The sequence below is a fragment of the Bradyrhizobium sp. USDA 327 genome, assembly GCF_041262065.1.
Taxonomy (GTDB): domain Bacteria; phylum Pseudomonadota; class Alphaproteobacteria; order Rhizobiales; family Xanthobacteraceae; genus Bradyrhizobium; species Bradyrhizobium liaoningense.
On sequence record NZ_JBGCCW010000001.1, the window covers coordinates 6,343,435 to 6,366,389 of the forward strand.

17 protein-coding genes and 10 pseudogenes are annotated in these 22,955 nt (G+C 60.7%); 15 read left to right on the forward strand and 12 right to left on the reverse strand.

The window, feature by feature from the left end; all coding sequences use genetic code 11:
* Window positions 1-21 precede the first annotated feature (21 nt).
* Window positions 22-381 carry a helix-turn-helix domain-containing protein gene (locus tag ABIA42_RS30015; protein WP_370118374.1) on the reverse strand — a complete coding sequence of 120 codons (360 nt, stop codon included), beginning with the start codon at window positions 379-381 and terminating at the stop codon, window positions 22-24.
* A 164-nt stretch (window positions 382-545) separates the two neighbouring features.
* Window positions 546-887 (reverse strand): DUF5372 family protein, encoded by a 342-nt coding sequence (locus ABIA42_RS30020; protein ID WP_370118370.1) that lies wholly within the window; start codon window positions 885-887, stop codon window positions 546-548.
* Here ABIA42_RS30020 and ABIA42_RS30025 point away from each other — a divergent pair.
* Together ABIA42_RS30025 and istB are read left to right on the forward strand one after the other, a co-directional pair.
* Window positions 814-1,622, forward strand: a pseudogene (locus tag ABIA42_RS30025) (IS21 family transposase); the annotation flags it as partial. The gene ABIA42_RS30020 and the pseudogene ABIA42_RS30025 sit on opposite strands and share 74 nt — an antisense overlap.
* Window positions 1,623-1,633: 11 nt before the next feature.
* A pseudogene (istB, locus tag ABIA42_RS30030) lies at window positions 1,634-2,272 on the forward strand (IS21-like element helper ATPase IstB); the annotation flags it as partial.
* A 6-nt stretch (window positions 2,273-2,278) separates the two neighbouring features.
* On the opposite strand, the gene ABIA42_RS30035 reads toward istB, so the two are convergent.
* Complete coding sequence (locus tag ABIA42_RS30035; RefSeq protein WP_370118368.1) at window positions 2,279-3,331, reverse strand: hypothetical protein; 1,053 nt, start codon at window positions 3,329-3,331, stop codon at window positions 2,279-2,281.
* Complete coding sequence (locus ABIA42_RS30040; RefSeq protein ID WP_370118365.1) at window positions 3,328-4,383, reverse strand: recombinase family protein; 1,056 nt, start codon at window positions 4,381-4,383, stop codon at window positions 3,328-3,330. Before ABIA42_RS30040 ends, ABIA42_RS30035 begins: the two co-directional genes overlap by 4 nt.
* Before the next feature lie 511 nt (window positions 4,384-4,894).
* On the opposite strand from ABIA42_RS30040, the pseudogene ABIA42_RS30045 reads away from it, so the two are divergent.
* Window positions 4,895-5,008: pseudogene (locus ABIA42_RS30045) on the forward strand (ATP-binding protein); the annotation flags it as partial.
* A gap of 130 nt (window positions 5,009-5,138) precedes the next feature.
* Here ABIA42_RS30045 and ABIA42_RS30050 read toward each other — a convergent pair.
* A pseudogene (locus ABIA42_RS30050) lies at window positions 5,139-5,693 on the reverse strand (transposase); the annotation flags it as partial.
* Window positions 5,694-5,851: 158 nt separating this feature from the next.
* Between ABIA42_RS30050 and ABIA42_RS30055 the strand changes: the two are divergent.
* The 3 genes from ABIA42_RS30055 (at window position 5,852) to ABIA42_RS30065 (ending at window position 8,334) form a co-directional block, all read left to right on the forward strand.
* Window positions 5,852-6,892: an IS110 family transposase gene (locus ABIA42_RS30055; RefSeq protein WP_370118363.1), complete on the forward strand. Its 1,041-nt coding sequence runs from the start codon at window positions 5,852-5,854 to the stop codon at window positions 6,890-6,892.
* 562 nt (window positions 6,893-7,454) lie between these two features.
* On the forward strand, window positions 7,455-7,844 hold the full coding sequence (locus tag ABIA42_RS30060) for a hypothetical protein (RefSeq protein ID WP_370118360.1): 390 nt from the start codon (window positions 7,455-7,457) through the stop codon (window positions 7,842-7,844).
* Window positions 7,771-8,334: a terminase gpA endonuclease subunit gene (locus tag ABIA42_RS30065; RefSeq protein ID WP_370118358.1), complete on the forward strand. Its 564-nt coding sequence runs from the start codon at window positions 7,771-7,773 to the stop codon at window positions 8,332-8,334. Before ABIA42_RS30060 ends, ABIA42_RS30065 begins: the two co-directional genes overlap by 74 nt.
* A 56-nt stretch (window positions 8,335-8,390) precedes the next feature.
* Here ABIA42_RS30065 and ABIA42_RS30070 read toward each other — a convergent pair whose 3' ends face one another.
* From ABIA42_RS30070 to ABIA42_RS30080, 3 genes are all read right to left on the reverse strand, one after another.
* The gene (locus ABIA42_RS30070) at window positions 8,391-8,576 is read right to left on the reverse strand and encodes a hypothetical protein (protein ID WP_370118355.1); all 186 of its coding nucleotides are present in this window, start codon (window positions 8,574-8,576) and stop codon (window positions 8,391-8,393) included.
* 77 nt (window positions 8,577-8,653) lie between these two features.
* The gene (locus tag ABIA42_RS30075; protein ID WP_370118354.1) at window positions 8,654-10,330 is read right to left on the reverse strand and encodes an outer membrane beta-barrel protein; all 1,677 of its coding nucleotides are present in this window, start codon (window positions 10,328-10,330) and stop codon (window positions 8,654-8,656) included.
* A gap of 954 nt (window positions 10,331-11,284) precedes the next feature.
* Window positions 11,285-11,782, reverse strand: a complete 498-nt coding sequence (locus ABIA42_RS30080; protein WP_370143818.1) for a replication-relaxation family protein — start codon at window positions 11,780-11,782, stop codon at window positions 11,285-11,287.
* 162 nt (window positions 11,783-11,944) lie between these two features.
* Between ABIA42_RS30080 and ABIA42_RS30085 the strand changes: the two are divergent.
* Together ABIA42_RS30085 and ABIA42_RS30090 are read left to right on the forward strand one after the other, a co-directional pair.
* Window positions 11,945-12,702, forward strand: a pseudogene (locus tag ABIA42_RS30085) (IS6 family transposase).
* Between the two features lie 13 nt (window positions 12,703-12,715).
* Window positions 12,716-12,916, forward strand: a pseudogene (locus tag ABIA42_RS30090) (IS110 family transposase); the annotation flags it as partial.
* 199 nt (window positions 12,917-13,115) lie between these two features.
* Here ABIA42_RS30090 and ABIA42_RS30095 read toward each other — a convergent pair.
* Window positions 13,116-14,084, reverse strand: coding sequence for a tyrosine-type recombinase/integrase (locus ABIA42_RS30095; protein WP_370118352.1), 969 nt, complete (start codon window positions 14,082-14,084; stop codon window positions 13,116-13,118).
* A gap of 123 nt (window positions 14,085-14,207) precedes the next feature.
* Here ABIA42_RS30095 and ABIA42_RS30100 point away from each other — a divergent pair.
* The 3 genes and pseudogenes from ABIA42_RS30100 to ABIA42_RS30110 all read left to right on the forward strand — a co-directional run.
* Window positions 14,208-14,351: pseudogene (locus tag ABIA42_RS30100) on the forward strand (transposase domain-containing protein); the annotation flags it as partial.
* Window positions 14,348-14,587 carry a hypothetical protein gene (locus ABIA42_RS30105; RefSeq protein ID WP_370118349.1) on the forward strand — a complete coding sequence of 80 codons (240 nt, stop codon included), beginning with the start codon at window positions 14,348-14,350 and terminating at the stop codon, window positions 14,585-14,587. The pseudogene ABIA42_RS30100 and the gene ABIA42_RS30105, both read left to right, overlap by 4 nt.
* An 853-nt stretch (window positions 14,588-15,440) precedes the next feature.
* Window positions 15,441-15,656, forward strand: coding sequence for a cold-shock protein (locus tag ABIA42_RS30110; RefSeq protein WP_370118346.1), 216 nt, complete (start codon window positions 15,441-15,443; stop codon window positions 15,654-15,656).
* A gap of 423 nt (window positions 15,657-16,079) precedes the next feature.
* Here ABIA42_RS30110 and ABIA42_RS30115 read toward each other — a convergent pair whose 3' ends face one another.
* Together ABIA42_RS30115 and ABIA42_RS30120 are read right to left on the reverse strand one after the other, a co-directional pair.
* On the reverse strand, window positions 16,080-16,259 hold the full coding sequence (locus tag ABIA42_RS30115; RefSeq protein ID WP_370118343.1) for a hypothetical protein: 180 nt from the start codon (window positions 16,257-16,259) through the stop codon (window positions 16,080-16,082).
* A 78-nt stretch (window positions 16,260-16,337) separates the two neighbouring features.
* Window positions 16,338-17,018 (reverse strand): hypothetical protein, encoded by a 681-nt coding sequence (locus ABIA42_RS30120; protein ID WP_370118340.1) that lies wholly within the window; start codon window positions 17,016-17,018, stop codon window positions 16,338-16,340.
* A gap of 146 nt (window positions 17,019-17,164) precedes the next feature.
* Here ABIA42_RS30120 and ABIA42_RS30125 point away from each other — a divergent pair.
* The 4 genes and pseudogenes from ABIA42_RS30125 to ABIA42_RS30140 all read left to right on the forward strand — a co-directional run.
* A pseudogene (locus ABIA42_RS30125) lies at window positions 17,165-17,800 on the forward strand (IS256 family transposase); the annotation flags it as partial.
* Between the two features lie 60 nt (window positions 17,801-17,860).
* Window positions 17,861-19,021: an IS110 family transposase gene (locus tag ABIA42_RS30130; RefSeq protein WP_370118337.1), complete on the forward strand. Its 1,161-nt coding sequence runs from the start codon at window positions 17,861-17,863 to the stop codon at window positions 19,019-19,021.
* Window positions 19,022-19,503: 482 nt separating this feature from the next.
* Window positions 19,504-20,152, forward strand: a pseudogene (locus tag ABIA42_RS30135) (transposase); the annotation flags it as partial.
* A gap of 250 nt (window positions 20,153-20,402) precedes the next feature.
* Entirely contained in the window at window positions 20,403-21,653 is a 1,251-nt protein-coding gene (locus tag ABIA42_RS30140; RefSeq protein ID WP_370118334.1) for a pentapeptide repeat-containing protein, read from the forward strand.
* Here ABIA42_RS30140 and ABIA42_RS30145 read toward each other — a convergent pair.
* Window positions 21,598-22,357: pseudogene (locus tag ABIA42_RS30145) on the reverse strand (IS6 family transposase). The gene ABIA42_RS30140 and the pseudogene ABIA42_RS30145 overlap by 56 nt on opposite strands.
* Window positions 22,358-22,955: the final 598 nt, after the last annotated feature.

Sequence of the window (22,955 nt, forward strand, 5' to 3'; positions counted from 1 at the left end):
CATCGAGACATTGCGGTGTCGTCAGCTCGGGCTTGCAGCCTTGAGGTCGGCTACGAACGCAATGACCTCGGCGGAGATCTTGTGGCCCCCCTTGGGGCCTCGCCGGTTCGGCAGCAAGCCGGCGACTCCTGCGCGCTGCAGCGCACTCTGGGCCTTGTAGAAGGTTGGGCGGGTGACGCCGAACGTCGCGGCGGCTTCGCTGATGGCAACGCCGTCGACTTGATGGCGCCGCACCATCTCGTAACGGACCTGGACCAAGTCCTTGGCATCGAAGAATGGATTGCCGACGAACAGCAGGTCGCGGACAGCTTCGGGGGGATTGAGGACGCCGTCCTGCGCCAGCGCCGCGCTCTTCGTATCCTGTTTTTTGGCCTTCCTCATGCGTGGCCTCGAATCGTCGTAAATATAAACACGCCCCTATATCTTGATGATCAAGCCCAAAGTCAGCACCATATGCTGATACCTGGCTGACAAACTTCTAAAAATCCCTCGTTTGGCTGCGGTTGTGCGGCGTCATTCCTTTTACATACGCGGCGCAATTCTCTTTACGCATCGTAGGACCTCAATCCCTCGGCAAGCCTATCCAGCGCATCACACAGGGCCAGCAGATCAATGGTCCTAAAGGCTGCTCGACCCGCGGCAATCAGCCGAAACTCATCCCCGGGATCGATGTCGGTCCAGGCGCTCGCAATCGTGCAAAGTCGTCCATTCTGCCCTTCATAGATCACCCGGTCTTCGCCCCAATGTCGCCGCCGGCAGATCAGATCGAACATGCGACCGCACAGCGGATGGAAGGGATGGTGATCCGTACCTTTTGGCGGGTCGTACCTACACGGCCTGCAGTCGACGACTTTCTCCAAGGCCGAGGTCGAGCAAGCCGTCCTCATCGTCGAGCGTTGGCTTCTCGGTCGCCTGCGCAATCGCACCTTCTACAGCCTGGCCGAGGTCAATGCGGCGATCGGCGAGCTGCTCAGGAGGCTCAACGAGGAGCGGCCGATCCGGCGGCTCGGCGTGACGCGCCGCAGGCTCCTCGAGGAGATCGACCGGCCGGCGCTCAAGCCTTGCTCGCGGAGTGGCGGATCCGCCGCGTCAGCCTCGATTACCACGTCGAGGTGGAGAAGCATTACTACAGCGTCCCGCATCGCTTTGTGCGCGCCGAGGTCGAGGTACGGTTCACTGCTCGCACCGTAGAGATCTTCCACAAGGGCGAGCGGATCGCCGCGCATCAGCGCATGAGCGGCAATCACAAGCACACCACCGTGCCGGAGCACATGGCTTCGAGCCATCGGCGCTACGCCGGCTGGACCATCGCACGTATCCGCCAGGATGCCGCCGTGATTGGGCCGGCGACCAGCGCGTTGTGTAAACTCATTCTCGACGAGAGCTCGCACCCCGAGCAAGGCTTCCGCGCCTGCCTCGGCATCCTCAGGCTCGCCGCCTCCTATTGGCGCGAACGGCTGGACGCCGCGGCTGCGCGGGCGATCGACATCGGCGCGCGCACCTATGGCTCGGTCAAGTCGATTCTCGCCAACAATCTCGATCGGCGTCCCGCTCACCAGCGCTTCGCGGACGACCCGCCAATCCTGCATGCCAACATCCGCGGACCGCGCTACTACAATTAGGAGACCATCCCTTGCTCACTCATCCGACCCTCGACCGCCTCAACGCCCTCGGCCTCCACGGCATGGCCAAAGCCTTCGCCGACATCGAAGCAACCGGCGAGGCCGCAAGCCTCGGCCACGCCGAATGGCTCGCGCTGCTGCTCGAACGTGAAGCCTCGCTGCGCCACGACAAGCGGCTCGCCACCCGCCTGCGCTACGCGAAGCTGCGCCAGCAAGCGTTTGTCGAGGACATCGACTACCGCACCCCGCGCGGCCTCGACCGCCCGCTGTTCGCCAAGCTTGTTGAGGGCCGCTGGATCGATGACCATACCAACCTGCTGATCTGCGGCCCGGCCGGCGTCGGCAAGAGCTGGCTCGCCTCGGCGCTCGGCCACAAGGCCTGCCGTGACAATCGCTCCGTGCTCTATCAACGTGTTCCGCGGCTGTTCGATGACCTCGCTCTGGCGCGCGGCGACGGCCGCCATCCTCGCCTATTGCGCGGGCTCGGCCGTTTCGATCTGCTGATCCTCGATAACTGGGGGCTCGAGCCGCTCGACGCCGGCGCCCGTCACGACCTCCTGGAAATCCTCGAAGATCGCTACGGTCATCGTTCCACCATCGTCACTAGCCAGCTCCCCGTGGACCAGTGGCATGTGCTCATTGGAGAGCCGATGACTTCATGATGCCTCCTTCTTCGAACGCTTGGTGCGTCGTACCCGGTTGCGAAGCTGACTCATTTGTTCGTCTGAGAGCTCGATCTGCCAAGGCTGGCCTTTGGTTAATTGGCGACCTGTCAGCATTCCGCGCGCGAGATAATCGAACACCGTTTGCGGAGTTACACCGAGCTCGGCAGCTGCGCCCTGAATTGAGAAGCTCCCATCGGGCCAGCGCATCGGATTCTTGTCCACGCCGTTGATTTTGACGGTAGGAATGCTCCAGCGGGTCCGCAACAGCCAGACGTTCTCGCCTTTGAAGGCGCAGCCTCGGGCCGCGACGAAGCCTTCCTGATTGAGTATTGCCGCGATCTCGGCATCCATTTTGTGTTCAGCATTCAACTCGACGATCCGTTGCCGCAACCGATCAATGTCGATGTAATTGCGGTAGGTGTGAACGCGCCGTTGCACGTGATGCTCGCTGGTTGCGCCGGTCTGCCAGACGATCTTGAGCCACACCTGACCTCGGGTCCGCTTCTGATCAAGAACGACTTCGCGGATGACAAATCGCAGAATGCGCTTGCGATCGGCTGCCGACGTGGTAGCCGCGTTCCAGATCCGCGGCAGGTTCTCTCCGAGCGCTTGTAGCCCTGCGCGTTCCGCCGGGCCAATCAGAAGCGGCTCTTGCGCGCGCCAACGCGCATGCTGCTGCTCGACAGCCTCGACGACACGCAGCTTGTCTTCCCAAGCCCGCTCAAGTGAGCGCGCCACAAGACGGTTCTCGGGCTCTACGGCGTCATACTGACGCCGAGCGCGCTCGGCCTCGTAGCGGGCGCGCTCCACGCGAAGCGCCCACTGGCGCTTGAGCTGACGGCTCTCTTGCTCCAGTTGGCCCGCGGCCGCGAGTGCGATCTCAATCTGATCCGGCACCAGGGCATCGAGGACTACCCGCTCGACCAAGGCATCAACGGCCAAGGCCCGGACTTCCTGGCACAGGGCGCTGCCTTGCTGGTCCCGATCCGACCGGCAGCAATAGACCGGATAGTCGGCATTCGGGCCCGTGTAGCGCATGCTCATGCGCCGTCCACAACGGCCGCAGATCGCAATTCCTTGTAACAGGGCTGCCCCCTTGCGCCGCACGCCAGCATGTCCCGCCTCATAGCGGAAGACGTTATCTGCCAGTCGCCCCTGGTTGGCCATGAACTCCTCCCAGCCGATATATAGCCTGGGTGAACGGCGTGCAGGCAAACTGCCCAATCCGCGATCGCCACCTTGACCGTTCCCGTCAGCGATCCCGGCTGGCATCGGCTCGGATCTTTTTGCCGGCGGCCATAAACATACGCCCCAGCATAAGCCGGGTTTTGAAGGATACTAAGGACGCGTGCACTATCTGGCGCACGCCAGACGATCTCATGTGGAGATGGCCCCAGCAGCGGTCGAAGCGGCAAGGACAATCCGTTCCTGTCCAAGTAGCGCATCACACGGCGAGCGCTTTGCAGTTCCCGGAATTTGGCAAACACGAGATGAAGACGGGCCTGCACCTCCTCGTCGGGATTGAGAACAATTGTGCCCGCTCGATCGTAGACGAGCCCGGCTGGTAGGGGCAGCCGCAGTTCGCCCCGCGCCGCCTTCTGGCGTTCCCCTTGGTGCAGGCGCATCCGAAGCTGATGCAACTCCGCCTCGCTCATGATGCCGGACAAGCCCAACAGCAGGCGGTCGTGATAGGCGCGCGGATCGTAAAGCCGCTCACCATCCGCAATGAGCACGCCGAATACCGAGCACAGTTCGAGAAGTTGATGCCAGTCCCGGTTATTGCGGGCCAAGCGAGAAGCATCGAGACTCACCACCAGACCAGCGTTGCCAAGGCCGATCTCGGCAATGAGCTTCTGGAAACCATGACGATCCACGCCGCCAGCACCGGATTTGCCGAGATCCTCGTCAATCATCTGCACGCGCTCAGGCGGCCAACCCAGACCCATGGCACGATCGACTAGGCGGTACTGTAGCTCGGTGCTCTCCTGATGCTGGCGCACCTGGTTCACGGATGACTGCCGCACGTAGACATAGGCCAACTTGGCTCGGTGTGCGGTCGTGAGCCGCTCGTCAGCGATGTTCGAGCTGATCAGCACGACCCAGTCCCCTTCCGGGCGTGCCGGGGTTCGCTTGCATTCGCCGCATCAGCGCGGCGATTGTTTGCGCAATCTGGGTTTGCGTCGCGGTCGACAGATTCGGCCACAGGCGCGGAATGCCAGCCGTCGGATGGCCGGGTGGATTTGCTAACGTCGGCAGGGGTCGATACGCAACGCGACCTGGAAACGGTCGGTGGGTCATCGCGAATCACCTTCTCGTCGAGAAAGCTCAGACTCGCGCTCAAATGTTGCATCAATGGGATCAGCGTCCGTGCACTGACGCGCGGCAGATCGGCTGCGTCCGGGCAGGAAGTGATCGCCGTCTCGGCAAGATCGGTCGACCCGATCCGAACCGCCCGCGGACGTCCGTCCGGCAGCGCGACGACGACGTAGGCGGGACCGCGTCCCGACCGCTCCTTCAGCACCTCAAGCCGGTGCCCAAATAGGAAATGATGCGGGTCAGTGATCGTGACGTGAGACACGACCCGTTCAAGAATAGGGGTACTCTGCCGTGTTCGGCGAACCCACCATCGCCGACGCCATCCTCGACCGCATCATCCACAATGCGCACCGCATCGCCCTCGAAGGCGACAGCATGCGGAGGAAAAAAGCCGCGCCCCCTTGACCAGCGCCGAAAACAGCGAAACCAATCTTAAGTAACTTCAATCAGGCAACCGAAAGCCCGCCGCAGCAGTACTGTCCGTGATTTAGCGAAACTACTGTCCCTTAGTTAGCGAAACCACTGTCCAGTTTTTGCGAAATACGCAGTCAAGTTGGCTCAGATAGCGCGCAACGCTCTCCTCCAGCTGGGCTCGCCGCCGTTCCACCTTCGCCCGCGTGAAGTTCTTGTCCCGGTTGTTCACCGCTTTGAACTTGCTGCCATCGATGGCGACGCTCGATGTCGCGAGGAGACCCATTTCACGGCAGAGTTCGACGAAGCGTGCACATACCTTGCGCAGCGCCAGGCCGTTGTCCTTGCGGAAGTCCGCAATCGTCTTGTGATCGGGAGCGAGCCGACCCAGCAGCCACATCACCTCGATATTGCGCCCGGCCTCTCGTTCCAGCCGCCGGCTCGACTGCACTCGGTTCAGATAGCCGTAAATGTAAAGCTTAAGGAGCACCGAGGGATGGTACGACGGCCGACCGGTGGCCGCCGGCTCCGCACCCTCAAAGCCCATCTCAGCCAAACCGAGCGCATCGACAAACACGTCGATCACCCGAACAGGGTTACTCTCGTCAATGAAGTCATCGAGGCATTCGGGCAACAGCGTCCGCTGCCCACGATCCGCCTCTTCAACGAAGCGCCTCATCGATTCCCACAAAAGAATCACAGGAGAATCATAACAGCAGCCCGCCGTTTTCACACATGGGGTAATTCCGGGCTCGAGCCATACTCAGGCTTTGGGAATCAGCTCTCTTGGAATCGACGAGGCCCTCCCTCAGGGCCTTGCAATGAAGGAGAGAGGTAATGGAACACTATGTCGGATTAGACGTATCGCTGAAACTGACTTCGATCTGCGTCGTCGATCGGTCAGGAAAGGTCGAGCGCGAAGGAGTGGTTGCTTCTGCCCCGGAGGCGATCGCGACGTTCATCAAATTGCATGCGCCACACGTCGTTCGGATTGGACTCGAGACCGGAGCAACATCGACATGGTTGTGGACCGAGCTGGATAAGATGGGGTTGCCCATCGTCTGCATTGACGCCAGGCATGCGAAGGCGGTTCTGAAGATGCAGATCAACAAGAGCGACCGAAATGACGCTGCGGGCATAGCGCGTATCATGCAATGTGGTTGGTACAAGGAGGTTTGCGTCAAAGATCTCGATAGTCATGCGACCAAAGCTCTTCTCGTCAGTCGAGCTCTGCTCGTCAAGGTCAAGCGGGATATCGAAAATCAAATCCGGGGGCTCGTCAAGAATCTTGGCCTCGTCATCGGACGAGCAAAGATGAATATGTTTGCTGTGCGCGCCGCGCAGTTGGCCGAGGATCGGTCAGAGCTTTTTGCCGCGGTAGATCCATTGCTGAAGGCACGCGAGGCCATCGAGCAACAGATTGTGGACCTTGACCGCAAGGTGCTGCGGCTGGCTCGCAATAATGCTCAGGTGCGTCGGTTCATGACGGCTCCTGGCATCGGCCCGGTCACGGCCCTTTGCTTCCTTGCGACGATCGATGACCCCGCTCGCTTCAAGAGATCACGAAGCGTCGGAGCCTACGCAGGGCTAACGACCCGCCGATACGCATCCGGCGAGATTGACTGGACGGGCCGAATCTCGAAATGCGGCGAGAAGATGCTGCGAGGTTACCTCTACGAGGCGGCCAATGTGCTGCTCACACGCGTAGCAAAATGGTCAGCACTCAAGGCGTGGGGCATTCGGCTTGCGAAACGAAGCGGGCTACGCAAAGCCAAGGTTGCGGTTGCCCGCAAACTTGCCGTCATTCTGCATCGGATGTGGATCGATGGTACCGAATTCAAATGGTCATCAAAGGATGCTGCTGGGCAACCTGCATAAAGGATAACGAGTTCCCGCCGACCAGCGGGAGCGAACGTCCCTGCCGGGACGCTGGCGTTGGTGAGATCGCCCCTGGCTTTGCGACGCTCGAAAAAGCAAAGCGCGCTTCACACATTGATCCGCCAGCGTCATCTTACGCCATCATGCGGAGGGCACGCCCCTACCGCGGAGAGAACCATGGACCCGGCAAGGATGTTCAAGGAGAGCTTGACCCCACGCCCGGAATTAGAGAACAGCCAGGGTCATTCACGACCGGGTCGAGCCAGCAGCAAGTCCGGCCCTATCCGCTATGCCCCGAAAGCGGAAATGAATTCAGAGCACTGGCGGCTCCGTGAGGCTGTTGTGGGTTGGTGGTACGCCGTGACTGCCGAACCGGCTCGAATCATGCATTACGAATTGAGTGACCTAGCTAGGCATGGGACAGGCTAAAGAAATCCGCGTCGCGCCGATCTCGAAGAAGGACGCGGACGCACTGATCATCAGGCTGCATTGCAGCCACAGGACGGTCAACAATGGTTTCCTTTCGCTCGGCGTGTTCCTCGGCGGGCGCCTTGAAGGCGCGATGACCTTCGGCCCGTCGATGGACAAGAGCAACATTCAAGCGCTGGTGCGCGATACATCGTGGAACGGCTTTCTCGAATTGAACCGGCTGGCGTTCTCCGAGGCGCTGCCGCGCAATTCCGAGAGCCGCGCGCTGGCGGTCGCGATGCGGATGATCAAAAAGCACTATCTGGACATCGAATGGGTGATCTCGTTCGCCAATGGGTGCCAGTGCGGCGACGGGACGATCTATCGCGCGGCGGGCTTCGTGCTCACCGGCATCAAATCGAACAAGAGCCTTTTGCGACTACCTGCGCGGGGATACCGCCGAGACCGAGGTGTGGGACCAGCTCGCGGAATTGATCTCCACCCCGATCGATTGCGTCCCGATCCATCTGACATTCGTCGATAACGGCTTTCGCCCGGGCAAGGCGGACACTCTGCCGCTCAATCGCGTTTACGAATTCTGCCGCCGCTTTCCGAAGCGCGTCCGTCCGACCAAGGGATCGAGCGCGCAGATGCGGGTGCCGCTGCTGCTGTCCAAGATCGAGGTCAATCGATCCGGCAAGGCAGCGAAGTTCGGTCTCGATCTGGTGCGGCTCTATACCGATCACTGGAAGTGCTGGGTGCACGAGCGACTGCGCTGGCCGCCGGAAACTCCCGGATCGTGGCATGTGCCGGTCGGCATCGATGACGGCTATTGCCACCAGATCGTGTCCGAGGCGCGGATCAAATCGCCGACCAGACGACCGGAGTGGGGCAGGCGATCCAAGCACAACCATTCTCGACTGCGAAGCGATGCTGGCTGCGACCAGCTCCCTCATGAACATGCAGCGGGTTGGCTTGCCGCGAGAGCGAGAGGCCCCCGCCAGGACGAACGAGAACCCACCGCCGCCCAATGACGTGCCGCCGACGCACCGGAATTTCCCGCGTGCGCGCGCCGGATCGTGCGGTCGGGCTATTTGGGAGTGTGAGCCATGGCAAAGGTCCAAGTGCAACACCACCGCGCGATGCCGACGCAGGCGGCGCGCGAGAGGAACACTGCTGCGTGGACGCGGATCGCGGAGCAGTTGAATTCGCGCAAGACCATGCGCTCAAGATCGAACTGCTCGAGTTGGATAATGCCCGCGACCGGCAAGGACATGGCTGATGATCCTTACTCGATTTGCGCCATTTCTTAGCGTCGAAGAGGCCTGGAGCTTGGCTATAGGTGTGATCTTTTCAATCGAACCTATAGGACGCCTGAAAGAACGTACCCCAGCGCTCCATGCTGTACTTTGCAAACATGGGTGGTGCACCAACGCAGCTGCTGCCGCTGCACAAAGAGTCGCTCCGCCTGTTGGTCCACATCGCCCAATAGCGGCCACCGACGCCGACGCTGAAGTTCCTGGTGATGAAGTAGGACAAGACGCCTTCAATCTGAACGCCGCCGCCACGATTGCCCCGTTGCTCAGCGAAGGTAGTCTCGTCGCGCAAGAGATGATTGTCGCGCCCTTTGAAATCGGTCCAAGGCAGGTAAGCGACGTCCGTGCTCAAGCGCCAGCGCTCGGTCAGCATGGTTTCGGCGCTTAGGCCGACACGAGGCGCATTCCACTGAGTATTCTGGCTTCCAGTAACCCTGTCGTCGTCCGGCGCCAAGCATGGACGCGGGTGAGCTATCTGTACACACCCCCTCGAGTCGGAGCTCTGTTCGTAGTAGGTCCAGCCGATAAATCCCCCGACCTTGTAGTTGGCGGCGCGCAGGAAATCGTAACCGGCATCGGCCGTGTAATAGGTGAACCTCCCGTTTGCCTGGCCATGTATCGTGTTGCTATAGTAGCCGACCCAGTCTTCATCGTTCATGTTTCCTTCGTTGAAGCGACCAATCCCGACGTTGCTCTTCAGGAACACCCCCCACGGGCTGTCGAGACGGCCAAATAGCTCCCCGGAAAGTCCGTCAAGTCCGTGATAGGTGAGCCTCGATCCAAGGTTGCTGAGGTCATCAAGGCCGCGGGCGCTGTGGTCCCATTGGAAGCGTCCCCGGCTGAGCCAGAGCCGCGATCCGCCTTCGAACGACCAACCGGCCGTGTAAGCAATCGGGGGCGCGCTGGCGGGGGCTCTTGTGTACAGCTGTGGGTCGGGCCATTGCACCGCCCACGGGTCGGCGCCAAAATGGTAGTTCAACCCGATCTTTCCTATGTGATAGCTGCTGGAGAGGCTGGTTATGTTCGCCGGAAGAATTGCGAACGGCGGATTCTGCACCGTCGGAGGCGTTGCGACACTCGGCCCGCCGAAATGGAGATAGTCATACTCGACGTTGATCGACCATGCAGGCGTAAGCGCTTGCTCGACGCCCAGCCCGATGACGCCACCGAGGCGACCATAGTCGAAATGGGTTTTCTCCTGTGGCGCGCCGTGTTCATCGTTGTTGACGACGTCGCCCCGATTGTTTTGCCAGGCTACGCCAGCCTTGAGATAGGCCAGTGTGTGGCCCAGCGCGCCAAACGCGTAACCGATGCGGCCGGTCCCGGTGGCAAAGACGTTGGAACCTGCCTTGCAGTTTGCACTCACGACAAAGCCGGAGGGGGCGAGGCAAGTATTCGTGCCGTCTGAGACAGCACCGCTGGCATCGAGTTCGATACCAAAGACCCAGCCGTTCTTCTGCCAATTGTAGCCGACCTGGCCACCCGCGAGAAACACCGGGGTATCGACGACATCGCCATAGATTGACTGACCGTAGGGATTGCTGAAGGAGGTTCGGCCGTACCCGCCGCCGAGGTGCCCGCCAATATAGCCTCCCGACCAGTTCCACACCGCGGGCGGCAGTTTCACTTCTGGCTCAAGGTCTGCCGCATTCGCAGCACCGTTTGCGACGAGCGCAATTGTCGTGGCTCCTACCAGAAATACTCCAGATCGCATCCAACACTTCCCTGTATTGTCTCGGCCCACGACCGAGCGCCCTTAAGTTATCGCCGCAGCAAACCGTCGGGCGGACTAGACACTGACAGCGACGCGCGCCGAGTCCGCCCCGAAGACCATCGCAGTGCGATTGGTGATGATGCCACAAAGAGAGCAAGTCGCGTGCCGAAGTGAATTCACAGGCTATGCAGGCACTTCGTCGCGGCGTGTAGCGTCAAGTTGCTGACATTGGTCTCAATACCGACAGTCGGCGCAGCCAGTGCCCGACAGTGGCCCGCGCGCGCTGAATGTGCGGGGCAGGCCTTGCGCAGCATTTCATTCTTACGTGCGGTACGCGCGCTGACGCGTTCAGACTCCGGCGGTGCGATTTCAACAGGGTCTTCTGTGTGCGTCCTCGACGACCGCGCTGTGTCGTCGTTGATTTGAACTTTCACGGGGGCCTACCATGGGACGAGCTTGCGCGGGTACGCGAGACCGCCCAGTTCCCGCATATCTCGCGGCGGCGTTTTCGGCCTTTGGTTTCTCGCAAAAATGGCTTTCCCGAGCCGCAAATGATGCGCCGGACGGACTCCGGACACTGGCGGCGTGGTGAGCCTCGTCGACGAGTCGCAGATCAATGCGGCCTTGCATGATCTTGAAACGACCAGGAGATCGCTGCTTGACGAGATTGCTAATCTTAGAGACCGAGGCGCCAGGGAAGGTGTGCGATACCTCAAGGTAGAAGATCGCTTTGAGATGAGGTCTCGCAGAGGACAGGAATTGAACCAGCGCTCTCAGATGCGAGTCGGCTCTGGCCCATGTCGTTACTCGCATTGAGATGGCGCGGCATCCTCAACATCGTAGAGATCACGCTTGGCGGCTGTCTATGCGATCTTGGAGACGAGGAAGGGCCTATCGTCTCGCGTTGATCGCCGCGCTGTTGAGCTTTGCTGCCTCCGCTGCGCTCCTTGAAATTTACGTATATAATGAAGGCATCGGCGCTGACTTACTTGTGTGGAATGCATTTCCAAATCTTATCGGTCGTCCCGTCGAAGTGGCGACTGTAATTGGATGGGTGCTTGGCTTGGTGACGCTTTCGTGCGCGCGTTCGCTCTGCGAGATCGTAGCTCGCAATGTGAACGGGTTTCGCTTTTTGCGGGTGCGCTCAGGCGGGCTCGCAATAATCTCTTCGGGATGAATGAGCCGTACGTCACTCCGGCCACGCGTGGACCGTTCTAGCGCTATGTGAAACTCGACGATCTCCAGCTGATGCTCAATAAATGGTCGGCCCGCTTCCCGATTTTTCCGGCTCCACTCGCAATTTGCAAACTCAGCGCCGCCCTCGGTAAGCAACTGAGCACCGAAGTCGCCAAGCGCGTACACCATAGGTGCCGAACCTGATGTGGGGTAGTAGTCGAGCTGCGCGCGCGGCCTATCGACATAGATGGGGTAACGGGCCCCCCGTCCTTCCAGCCAAGCGCGCTAGCTACGGCGCGATTTGATGGCGCGCGTCGCGCGGCTTGGCTGGAAGGTTGGCGGTCGGTGTAACGGAGTCGAGGCTAGGCCTTGCTTCAAGCATCGAGGAGGGTACCGTCAAGTTAACGAATTGGAGCGGCGGAGGGGTAGACGAGCGGCATTCGGACTGCCAAGGACCCTCTTTATCGCCGCCATCGCTTCCCGCCGGAAGTGATCAGCTATGCCGTTTGGTTGTATTTCCGGTTTCCCTTAAGCTTGCGGATGGTCGAGGAAATGCTGGCGGCGCGTGGCATTGGCGTGACCTATGAAACCGTGCGCCAGTGGGGACGGAAATTCGGCAAGCCGTTCTCCGATCGGATCCGCCAGCGCGCTCCCGCCCGCGGTGACAAATGGCATCTGGACGAGGTTGGTATCTCGATCGCGGGCGAACAACATTGGCTCTGGCGCGCTGTCGACCAGAATGGCTTCGTTCTCGACGTCTTGATCCAGCGCCGAAGAGACTCGCGCGCTGCGCAGCGGCTCATGAAGAAGCTCTTGAAATCCGCCGGCACGCCGCCGCGCGTGATGATCGGATAAGCTGCGTTCGTACGGCGCTGCGAGGGCGGAGATGGGCTTTCACGTCGAACATCGCCAGCACAAAGCTCTCAATAATCGGGCCGAGAATTCTCATCAGCCGACGCGGCGACGCGAGCGGATCATGAAGCGTTTCAAATCGTCCCATCAGGCTCAACGGTTTCTGTCAGTTCACGATCAGGTCGCGAACCTTTTCCACATCCCCTATCCCGGAGCCGTCACGGCCGACTTCCGTCGCGCTTCGCGCGAGCGAGCCTTTGCGACTTGGCGCGAGATCTCCACGACAAGCGCTATCGCCGAATCCCGAACGGAGAAGCGCCTCCTTCGGCTCGGCGGTCGATTAAGTTGACGATGCCCCGACGCCTCCTTGTGCTTGGTGCCACCGCCGTGGTGCGATGGGCAAGACGATATGGACCGCCAGCAGGATCCTGGCTCGCGAGAATGCTCTTGAAGAAGCCACCAAAGCTGATCGCGGTCGCTCTAGCGAACAAATTGGCGCGTATCGCTTGGGCCTTGATGGTCGGCGCTTATCAAGCTCCAGCGTCTGGCGCTGCGTAACGCAGGGCCAGAAGCCGAGAGACGTCGGGAATGTGGTAAGGTCTAACGGAGGATTATGGGCAATCGGTCAGGGACTGGGATTGGAAGAATCAACAGGTGGATGAGTGCCAGAGAGCACGCATAGCCGAATTGGATCCAATCCACGCATTCCATAAGGGTCCGCGACGTGTCGAGGTCGCATCACGAGGCCGGACACACGTCAGCACCCGACCACATGCCTGTTCCGAAGTTCAATTTTGCTTGCATTTAGTGGGGCGTCCACACACGCGCCAATGTCTGGCGGTATCGGCATTCGTGCGCGCTGTCGGCCCTTGGCGCGAAGGAGTATCTCGCCGGCGCGCCAGTCGATATCGTCGAGGGTGAGCGTCGCAACCTCGTCGGCCCGCAGGCCGAGCTTGGCCAGCAACAACAGAATGGCGTAGTCGCGCCGTCCCATCACCGTCTCTCGGTCGCAACCGTCGAGAGCCTTCCGCACCTGAGCGGCAGGCAGATAGGTCGGTAGAGTTGCGAGCTTCCATCGGCGCATTGATGGAACGCAATCCGCCAACGAGCGCGAGTTCAGCCCCCGATGGTGGAGGTAACGGAGAAAGGCACGCAACGACCAGCACATCGCCTTGCCTGTTCCCGGGCTCCAATCCTGGGCGTGGCGTTCAACGTAGCTGATCACGTCCTCTTGGCTGATCTTGCACAGGGCGCCGGCGCCGCCGGAGCACACCTCGTGCAGGAACCTGCGGATGACTGGGAGATGGCGGACGATGGACCTCGGGGCCAAGCCGCGCTCTGATCGCAGGTAGGCATCGAACTCCTTGAAGATCCGTTCGTGCGGGGTGAGAGGCGGTAGCACCAACGGCGCGATCGCGCCTTCCTCGCGCAGCACCGACAGCCATCGCTTGAGCGCAGCTCGGTCACCGGGTTGGATAGACTGCCTCCCGCCTCGATGTCGGAGGTACCGCTCAACGACCTGCTCATCGAGATCGACCAGCTTGTAGCGACGGCCCGCGATCCAACTCAGGAGCCCGCCAACCACGTTGAGGCAACGCCACGTGCCGTGCCGAACGAGTCTCTGTTCGACGAGACGAGCGGCGTAGCGCTCGACGAACTGTCCGTGCGGCCCGGCTCTGAGACGCCGATACAGCCGGCTTCTGCCCAAGTACTCTTCAACTTCCATCTTCCTGTTCTCCGCTGTTGAAAGCGGAGGCACAGAACGAACTATGCCGAACCGACCAAACGCCGGTCAGCGAGAAATCTGGGGAAAACGACCCGACTCGGCATGGTTCGGCGGGCGGCATAAACGGCGAAAATGAACGGCATCGACCCGCAGGCCTGGCTCGCCGATATCCTCGCCCGCATTGCCGCCCATCCGGCTCATCGGCTGGACGAACTTCTGCCCTGGAATTGGACGCCGGCATCAGCACTCTCCGCTCGAGCGGCATGACCACGCGCGTCAACAAGGTCCATCACGTCACCACCATCACCCAGGTCGCGAAAGACCTCGGCGAAGACGAAGATTGGCTGTGGGACATCGCCAACGAAATGGAGATCGAGGACGGCGTCATCTGGGTCTATGGCGTCGGAGAACACGGCATCCAGGCGTTCACCGACTTTGGAATCGAAAACCTCATCGAGCTGATCAGGTTCTACAAAGAGAACCCTGGACTGCTCAGGCGGTAACCCTGCGGCCTACGCCGACTACGCCGAATGGATACCTCGATAATCAGGACGCTTCGAATCAGCGCGCCTGGGCAGGGCCGATACGAACAATGCGAAGCTGCTCGGTGAGCCGTCGACAAGCTCCTGTGATCACGTGTGGCAAAGCAAAAGCCGCAGGCGCGCCGCCCGCGGCTTTTGCCACGCGATCGAAATGACTTGAGTTATCAACAAGGCGCCGGGTTCTTGGCGAGTGTTCCCGTAACCGCCCGGATTGTCAATTTTCTGAACACGGTGTTCTACTGAAGGAACACCGGCTGAGGGATTTCATACTTAAACTGTCTTTTCGCTAAATTCCGGTGGCGAGGCCGCGGGACTGCATTGTCTCGCGGCCTCTTTGACTTCCGCTGTTGAGGTCCGGACGAGTTCCTCCATCGAGTTCGGACTCTTTCTCCCAAAAGGGATAAGCGCTTCGATCGCCCCTTGGCATTCAGACGCGTCATCTTCGGCCCGTCGGTAAATTCGGCGCGTCGGGATGGCTCAGTTGCCGCAAACAGTTCGGCCGGACCGTGATCCTGCCATTGGTCCGAAGCCTGGCGGGGCCGGGGGCGGACTGTATTAGCGTCGATTGTCAGCTTTCAGACGAATGTCGACGCATTGACTCTACAGCCCGGCTACGAAGTCCCTGCAAAACCTCCAATTCTCGATTCGGCACAACCCTTGCTCCGTTCGGGGTACCATCACCTATTGCTCCAGATGCGATGAGGTTGTAGGCGGGCTCAACGCCGCGAGCGTCTGGTCCGCTCCCCGCCTGTTTGCTCTGGCTTGCGGCACCTAAGCGGCCATGCCATAGCTTCGAACATACGTTAGATCAAAGATGCAGATTGGAACGGTAGTTTCGTACAGCCTTGAAAAGGGCTGGGGCTTCATCAGACCCGACAACTGGGGTGGCATGGATTTGTTCGTGCATATTTCGGACCTTCGCGACTGCACAGGGGCTGATCTGGTGCCGGGGACGCGCGTGTCTTTCGATCGTCGCTTCAACAAATGGCGCTCAAAGTACAGAGCCGTCGAGGTCAGGCTAATCGATTGAAGTGCCGCATATCCTGAAGCAGGTATTTACGCAGATCCTGAAGGCCTTCGACCGCGCCCGGTTCGGCCAACGATCGGAAAAGCTCGGCTCTGTGAGCATCGATGACGAACAGCAAGTTTTTGCCTTTTCGTTAACTTGACGGCGCCCTACAAGGACTTCGCTGAGGTGATGCGGCAGGAGATGACGCTAAACCCCGCAATCGCGGTCATCCCGGCGATGTCGACCCGGCGCCGCTAACACGGAGGGTGCCAAGGCAGGCAAGCCGAAAGAAGACGAGCACGAGAACCGGCGCCATGCGAACAAGGCCGAACAGGGGCCGCCGAACGCTCAATGCCGGAAGATCCCCCGCCGCCCGGCGTCCCGCCTTACAAGGATTAGGCCGTGCTGATCCAGCGCGTTGCGCGAGATGGGGCTGTCAATCGGCTAGATCCCGAGTACCTCGCGCAATGGCACGCCTACTCTCGCAAACATCGTCGAGCGATACGCCGCTGGCGCGATGTCATGGACCGAAGCGCACAATGCGCTGATGTCCTTGGCTACCGAGACCATGCGCTCAAGATTGAACTGCTCCAACTGGATAAGGGCCGCGACCGGCAAGGGCACGGCTGATGATCCTTACTCGATGCGTGCCATTTCTTAGCATCGAAGAGGCTTGGAGCTTGGCCGTAGGTGTGACCTTTTTCAATCGAGCCTGTAGGACGCCTGAAAGAACGTGCCCCAGCGCTCCATGCTGAACTTCGAAAACTGCGTCGCAACGGTTCCCGGAGCATCACAGCCTGTGCATATCATATCGCTGTCCTTTTTTGTCCACATGGCCCAATAGCGGCCGCCGACGCCGACGCTGAAGTTCTTGGTAATGAAGTAGGACAACACGCCTTCGAGCTGGATGCCTCCGCCACCATTGCCACGTTGATCAATGAAGGTGGTCGTCGGGCGCAAGAGATGACTGTCACGCCCTTTGAAATCGGTCCAAGGCAGGTAGGCGACATCGGTGTTTAAGCGCCAGTGCTCGGTCAGCATGGTTTCGGCGCTTAGGCCGACACGAGCTGCATTCCACTGAGTATTCTGGCTGCCAATGATTTGATCAGGGGCCGCCGGGCATGGAGACATGGGGTTGGCAATCTGCATGCATCCGATCGAGTCGGAGCTCTGGGCGTAATAGGTCCACCCCATGAATCCTCCGACCTTGTAGGTGGCGCCGCGCAGGAAGTCGTAACCTAGGTCCGCCGTGTAATACGTGAACCTTCCGTTTGCTTGGCCTGATACGTTGTTGATGTAGGACAGTTCTTCTTCGGGAATGCCCCAATCTTCATTGTTTATGTTTCCCTTGTTGAAGCGCCCGGTGCCAATATTGCTCTTCAAGAACGCTCCCCAGGGGCTGTCAAGACGGCCAAATAACTCCCCGGAAAAGGGGATGTCCCGGGTTCTGTTGAATTTCTGAAGAGGTCGGCGTTGCCCACCTTGAGCCGGTAGGCTCGGGTGCTGATTCCACAAAGGAGAGCAACGCCATGACAAGAGATATCACACCGGCTGGTTGGCCGGCGACCGGGGCTGTGGACGAAGCGTTTGCGGAAGTGGGGGCGAGCTTCGACCGGTTCTGCCTTGCGGCAGGGATCGAGGCGCTCGGCACGATGATGGAGGCGGATGTCACGGGGGCCTGCGGGCCGCGCCACGGTCGCGATGCGGCGCGGCGGGCGCACCGTTGGGGCCGAACGCGGGGACGGATTGGTTTCCACGGCGGCAAGATCGAGGTCGAACGCCCGCGGGTCCGGGGCGTGGACGGCCGCGAGGTCATGATCCCGAGCTGGGAAACGGCGGCGCAGGAGGACTGGCTCGGTCGCTGGGCGATGAACCTGATGCTGATCAATGTGTCGACGCGCCGGTTCGGCCGCGCTGTCCGGCTCCCGGAGGGTGACGTTCCGGCACCACTCGGATCGGGGATTTCGAAATCGGCGGCCTCGCGGAGGTTCGTCGCGCTGTCGGCGGCGCGGCTGGCCGACTTCATGGCTGCCGATCTGTCCGCGCTCGACCTTCTGGTGGTCCAAATCGACGGGCTGCATCTCGGCGACGATCTCGTGCTGGTCGCCGCGATCGGGGTTGACGGCGAAGGCAACAAGCATCCGCTGGCGCTGGTGGAAGATGCTATGGGGCGGTGGCGAGGATATTGCATCTATCGTTGCTAATGTGAACCGATGGAGCGCCCCATGCAAAAGTTGAACGATCTGAGCCGATCCCCGAGCCCACTCGATCCGGACGGCACGCTGATCGCCGTTATCGAACTGAGCCTGTCGAGCGGGCTCGTCGCCGGCATTGTGCCTGGTGTCGAGCGCCAGCCATTGAAGAAGCTCGCGGTCGATGAGAGCGCATTGCTGAAATTGCTGCATCGATGGCGAGATGAAGCGGCGAAGGCTGGGCATCACATCAAACGCATCGCTGTCGCTTTCGAGGCCGGCCGTGACGGCTTCTGGCTGGCGCGCTGGCTCAGGGCACATGATATTGAGGTCCACGTCATTCACGCATCGTGCGTCGCGGTATCGCGCGAGCACCGGCGCGCCAAGACCGATCGGCTCGACACCAGCTTGCTCAAGCGCTCTTTTCTCGGCTGGCTGCGCGGCGAGCGTGATCACTGCAAGATGGTGGCGATCCCGACAATCAAGGACGAAGACGCCAAGCGGCCCAACCGCGAGCACGAGAGCCTCGTGGGAGAGCGGAGTCGGGTCGTCAACCGAATGAAAGCAGCGTTAATTCGGCTCGGCATCCGCGGCTTCAATCCCAAGCTAAAGAAGGCAGCCGGACGCCTTGAAGATTTGCGCACTCCTGAGGGAGAGCCAATACTGCCCAACATGTTGGCTGAGCTGCGTCGCGACATGGAGCGCCGCCGGCTGATCAATGATCAGATCCGCCAAATCGAGGATGCTCGCCTGGAACGCATCGAGCAAGCGCCCGGTGATGGACCAAACGCCATGGTGCTCCTACTGGCGCGGGTGATCGGGGTTGGCATCGAGACGGCCGACATGCTGGTGCAGGAGGTGCTGGCGCGAAACATGCGCGATCGACGGGCCGTCGCACGTTATGCGGGCCTCACGGGTTCGCCCGACGAGAGTGGCATAAAACGGCGAGAGAAAGGGCTGGCCCGTTCCGGCAACGCTCGGGTTCGACGCGGCATGATCCAATTGGCGTGGCGATTTCTCATGTTCCAGAAGGACAGCACCTTGGCGCAGTGGTTTCGAGGCCGCACTGAGAGCGCCCGCGGCACTCGCAAGACCATGATCGTGGCCTTGGCGCGCAAGCTTCTGATCGTCCTGTGGCGGCTGGTGCGCGAGGGCGTGGTACCGGACGGCGTCGTTCTGCGCCCGGCGCAATGAACGGAGGTCACTGAAGGCACCCGACAGTTTCGGCCCAGTCCGTCCGCTTGTGACGGGCCGCCGATGACGGTTCGAGGTGGCGGGGTCCCGAGTTGCCCCATGGCTGTCATGCCGAGAGGAAGAATGGGTCCGCCGCCTCGGAGCTTCGCTGCCGATGCGCATGACTGCATCATGGTTCGGGTCCCTGGACCCACCGGATACAAGGTTGTGGCGCGACTGATCCGCGCCCGAAAGCGGGCTCCCCTCTGATCGTCATCCCGACCGCACCCACCGTGCCGGCGTGCTCGAAGCTGTCAAGGTATGGCCTCGCAAGAGCGAAGCATCTCGAAAGGTTGGTCCGCCGGCCAACCTTGACAGCCCCTGCGCGCGACGGCCTGGCGCTGCCGCGGGTCGGGACGAAGAAACGGGCTTTCAGATCGAACAAAGAAACTGACGAAGGACAAGACATGCGTTGCACTGCCGAACTTCTTGACAAAAGAAGCCTCATACAAGGGGCGACCGAGAATGCCGCAACGGTTCAAGCCCTGCTGGACAATCTGGTCTCGCGCGGGCTCGCCCCCACGGTGCCAAGGCTGTTCATCGTCGATGGCGCGAAGGCGTTGTCGAAGGCGATCCGCCGCACCTTTGGTTCGGCCGCTACGATCCAGCGCTGCCAGATCCACAAGGCGCGCAACATCATGGAACGCCTGCCGAAACAGCATCATGCGGCCACCCGTCGGGTGCTGCGCCAGGCCTGGGAGCTCGATGACGCTGACAAGGCCGAAAAATTGATCCGCAATCTCGCGCGTCGTCCAGCAATGGCCCGGCGTAGCGGCGAGCATCATCGAAGGCCTCGACGAAATCCTGACTGTCGTCCGGTTGAAGCTGCCGAAGGAGCTTCGTCGATCGCTCGCCTGTACCAACATCGCCGAGAACATGATGGGCACCATTCGCCGCGTCACGCGCAACGTCAAACGCTGGCGGGATGCCGGTATGGCCTTGCGATGGGTCGCCGCCGGCATGATCGAGGCCAACAAGGGCTTCCGACGATTGAAGGCACATAAGCAATTGGCGATTCTGCGTGCGGCCCTTCACGCTCACCACGATCGCATGACGATCAAGCCCGTTGCCCACATCACGAGGGTCGCATAACATTCATTCCGGAAACGCCGGCCCGACGTAGTTCAACACCGATCGGGACATCCCCCCACTTCTCGCCAGCCCGCCTTCGGTCCACCAGATGATTGTCACCCTCGAACGAAATGGACTCATTTGCCGTCGAGCCGGTGCCCCAGAAGCATCGAAATCCTCGTGCCCCCAGAAAACTTGCCGATCCTAACCTAGCTCGGGATCAAACCGTCAAAATCACTGTGACGAGCTACTAGTCGAGATTCTCGACGCTATGGAGAAGGTACAAGCCAAGGCAGACTCCGATGTCGAGAAGCTGGAAACTCAGTATCAACCCATACGCGCGGCCTATGAGAAGGTCGCCAGTGGAAACGCTGTATCGAGCGATGTCGACGCCTTGTTTGCGGCGCTGTCCTCCGCGGATGCGGCGGAGTCGTTGGATGCACACTTTGAGCATGCTCTGGCATTGCCAGCGTTACCGGACACCGATCCGGCCCTCATCGGCGATATCGAAGACAAGCTCAAACGCGCGAAACAATGGCGTGGCGAGCTCCTTGATGCGGTAAGCTCATCGCTTGATGAGCATGAGCAACTCGAACTTGCCCATGCTCGGTTCTTTAACTTGTCGGCTGGACGACCGCTAGAGCCAATACGCGGCGCGATATCGGATAACGCATTTTCAGTTCCGGATATTCCGGGGCTGGTACTGCCCGAAGAAGCGCGGGACGTTAAGCCCGAGGTGCCGCAACGCTCGGCTTTTGACGAAATACTGGCGCGGATCGAGGCCTCTGGTACACCACCTGACTCCGCTCAACGCGCGCGTATGGCGCTCGCTGATGCTGAAGTAGCGCTCAGAAGGGCCATTCCTGCGTTACCATCCGATGACCGCGGGCCGCTCGGGGCTTTGAATGCGCCGGATCAAACGGCAAACGTTGCTGATCTGGAGGCAGGGATCGCCTCGGCGAAAACGGCATCTGCGAAAGCACTGACCGTCCTGCGAACCGAGATCGACAAAGCGGAAGGTCAGCTGGCAGCGGGCATGGCTGCGACAAGGCGCGCCTCACTCAAGCCGCTCAAGCCTGACCCGATGCTGGCACCGGCCGTGGCGCATGCGCTGGGGGATCTGGCGGAAGAAGAGTTCCGGCGCGGCGGCACGATTGCTGGTCGGGATCTCGCCGGCGCCGACCTCTCGGGGCGGCGATTCGCGAACGCGGATTTCTCCGGCGCCTTTCTCGAACGCGCAAAGCTGAACGGAACTAACCTGGCCGGCGCAAAACTAGTGAAAGCCGTACTGACCGGAGCAACGCTCATTAACGCCGACTTCAGTGCGACCGATCTTAGCGAAGCCAATCTCGGTGAAGCCGACTGCCGCGGAACGCATTTCGCAGGCAGCCAGCTTGTGCGCACCAACATTCTCGGCGCGCGCATGGTAGGCGCATGCTTCGACCAGGCACGGCGGCATCGTCAACTTAATCGGCCGTCGAGCCGAAGGAGGCGATTCTCAGAGGTCGAGAGTCGGCGATAGCGCTTGTCATGGAGATCTCGCGCCAAGTCGTGAAGGCTCGCTCGCGCGAAGCACGACGGAAGGCGGCGGTGGCGGCTCGGGGATAGGGATGTGGAAAAGGTTCGCGACCTGATCGTGAACTGACAGAAACCGTTGAGCCTGACGGGACGATTTGAAACGCTTCATGATCCGCTCGCGTCGCCGCGTCGGCTGATGAGAATTCTCGGCCCGATTGTTGAGAGCTTTGTGCTGGCGATGTTCGACGTGAAAGCCCATCTTCGCCCTCGCAGCGCCGTACGAACGCAGCTTATCCGTGATCATCACGCGCGGCGGCGTGCCGGCGGATTTCAAGAGCTTCTTCATGAGCCGCTGCGCAGCGCGCGAGTCTCTTCGGCGCTGGATCAAGACGTCGAGAACGAGCCATTCTGGTCAACAGCGCGTCAGAGCCAATGTTGTTCGCCCGCGATCGAGATGACGACCTCGTCCAGATGCCATTTGTCACCGCGGGCGGGAGCGCGCTGGCGGATCCGATCGGAGAACGGCTTGCCGAATTTCCGTCCCCACTGGCGCACGGTTTCATAAGTTACGCCAATGCCACGCGCCGCCAGCATTTCCTCGACCATCCGCAAGCTTAAGGGAAACCGGAAATACAACCAAACGGCATAGCTGATCACTTCCGGCGGGAAGCGATGGCGGCGATAAAGAGGGTCCTTGGCAGTCCGCATGCCGCTCGTCTACCCGGCCCGCCGCTCCAATTCGTTAACTTGACGGTACCCTGCCGGCGGGTCTGGCGCCGAATGTCCTTTAGCACTTGGTCTGCCGACGCTTTGCCCGGTCCGGATTTCTGTTTCATCTTCGCTCCTGGTGGCTACGATGAACCAGAAATCCTCCCTTCGCAAAATCCCCGTGTTTGTCTCACAGGCCCTGACGGCGAACAGGCCGCTCGGAAGGTGCGTCGGGGGGGCTCAACTTGGGCGCCGCTCGAGCAGGATGGCGCCGATGAGACGCAAACCGTCGCTCGCAGCATCGAGTGCAGGCCGCTTAAACTCTAACCCCTGAGGAGCCAGACGCTCCTTTCGCCAGCCGCCTAATCAGCCTCAAATCATTTGACAACGGACAACGGTTGCGCCGCTTGTGCGGCGCCAGCAACCGGTCGGCCCTCTGCCGAGATGTTTCGTTGTCGTGCAGAACTTCGAGACTGCAGACGCGAGCGATCGCCACGACGCGGCGCGAGATTCGCTGATGGTTCATGGATTTTGCTTTTAGCTCTGATGCCGGTAGCGGACTGGCTGCCGGGGTTCAGAAACCGTAATCGTGACCGGC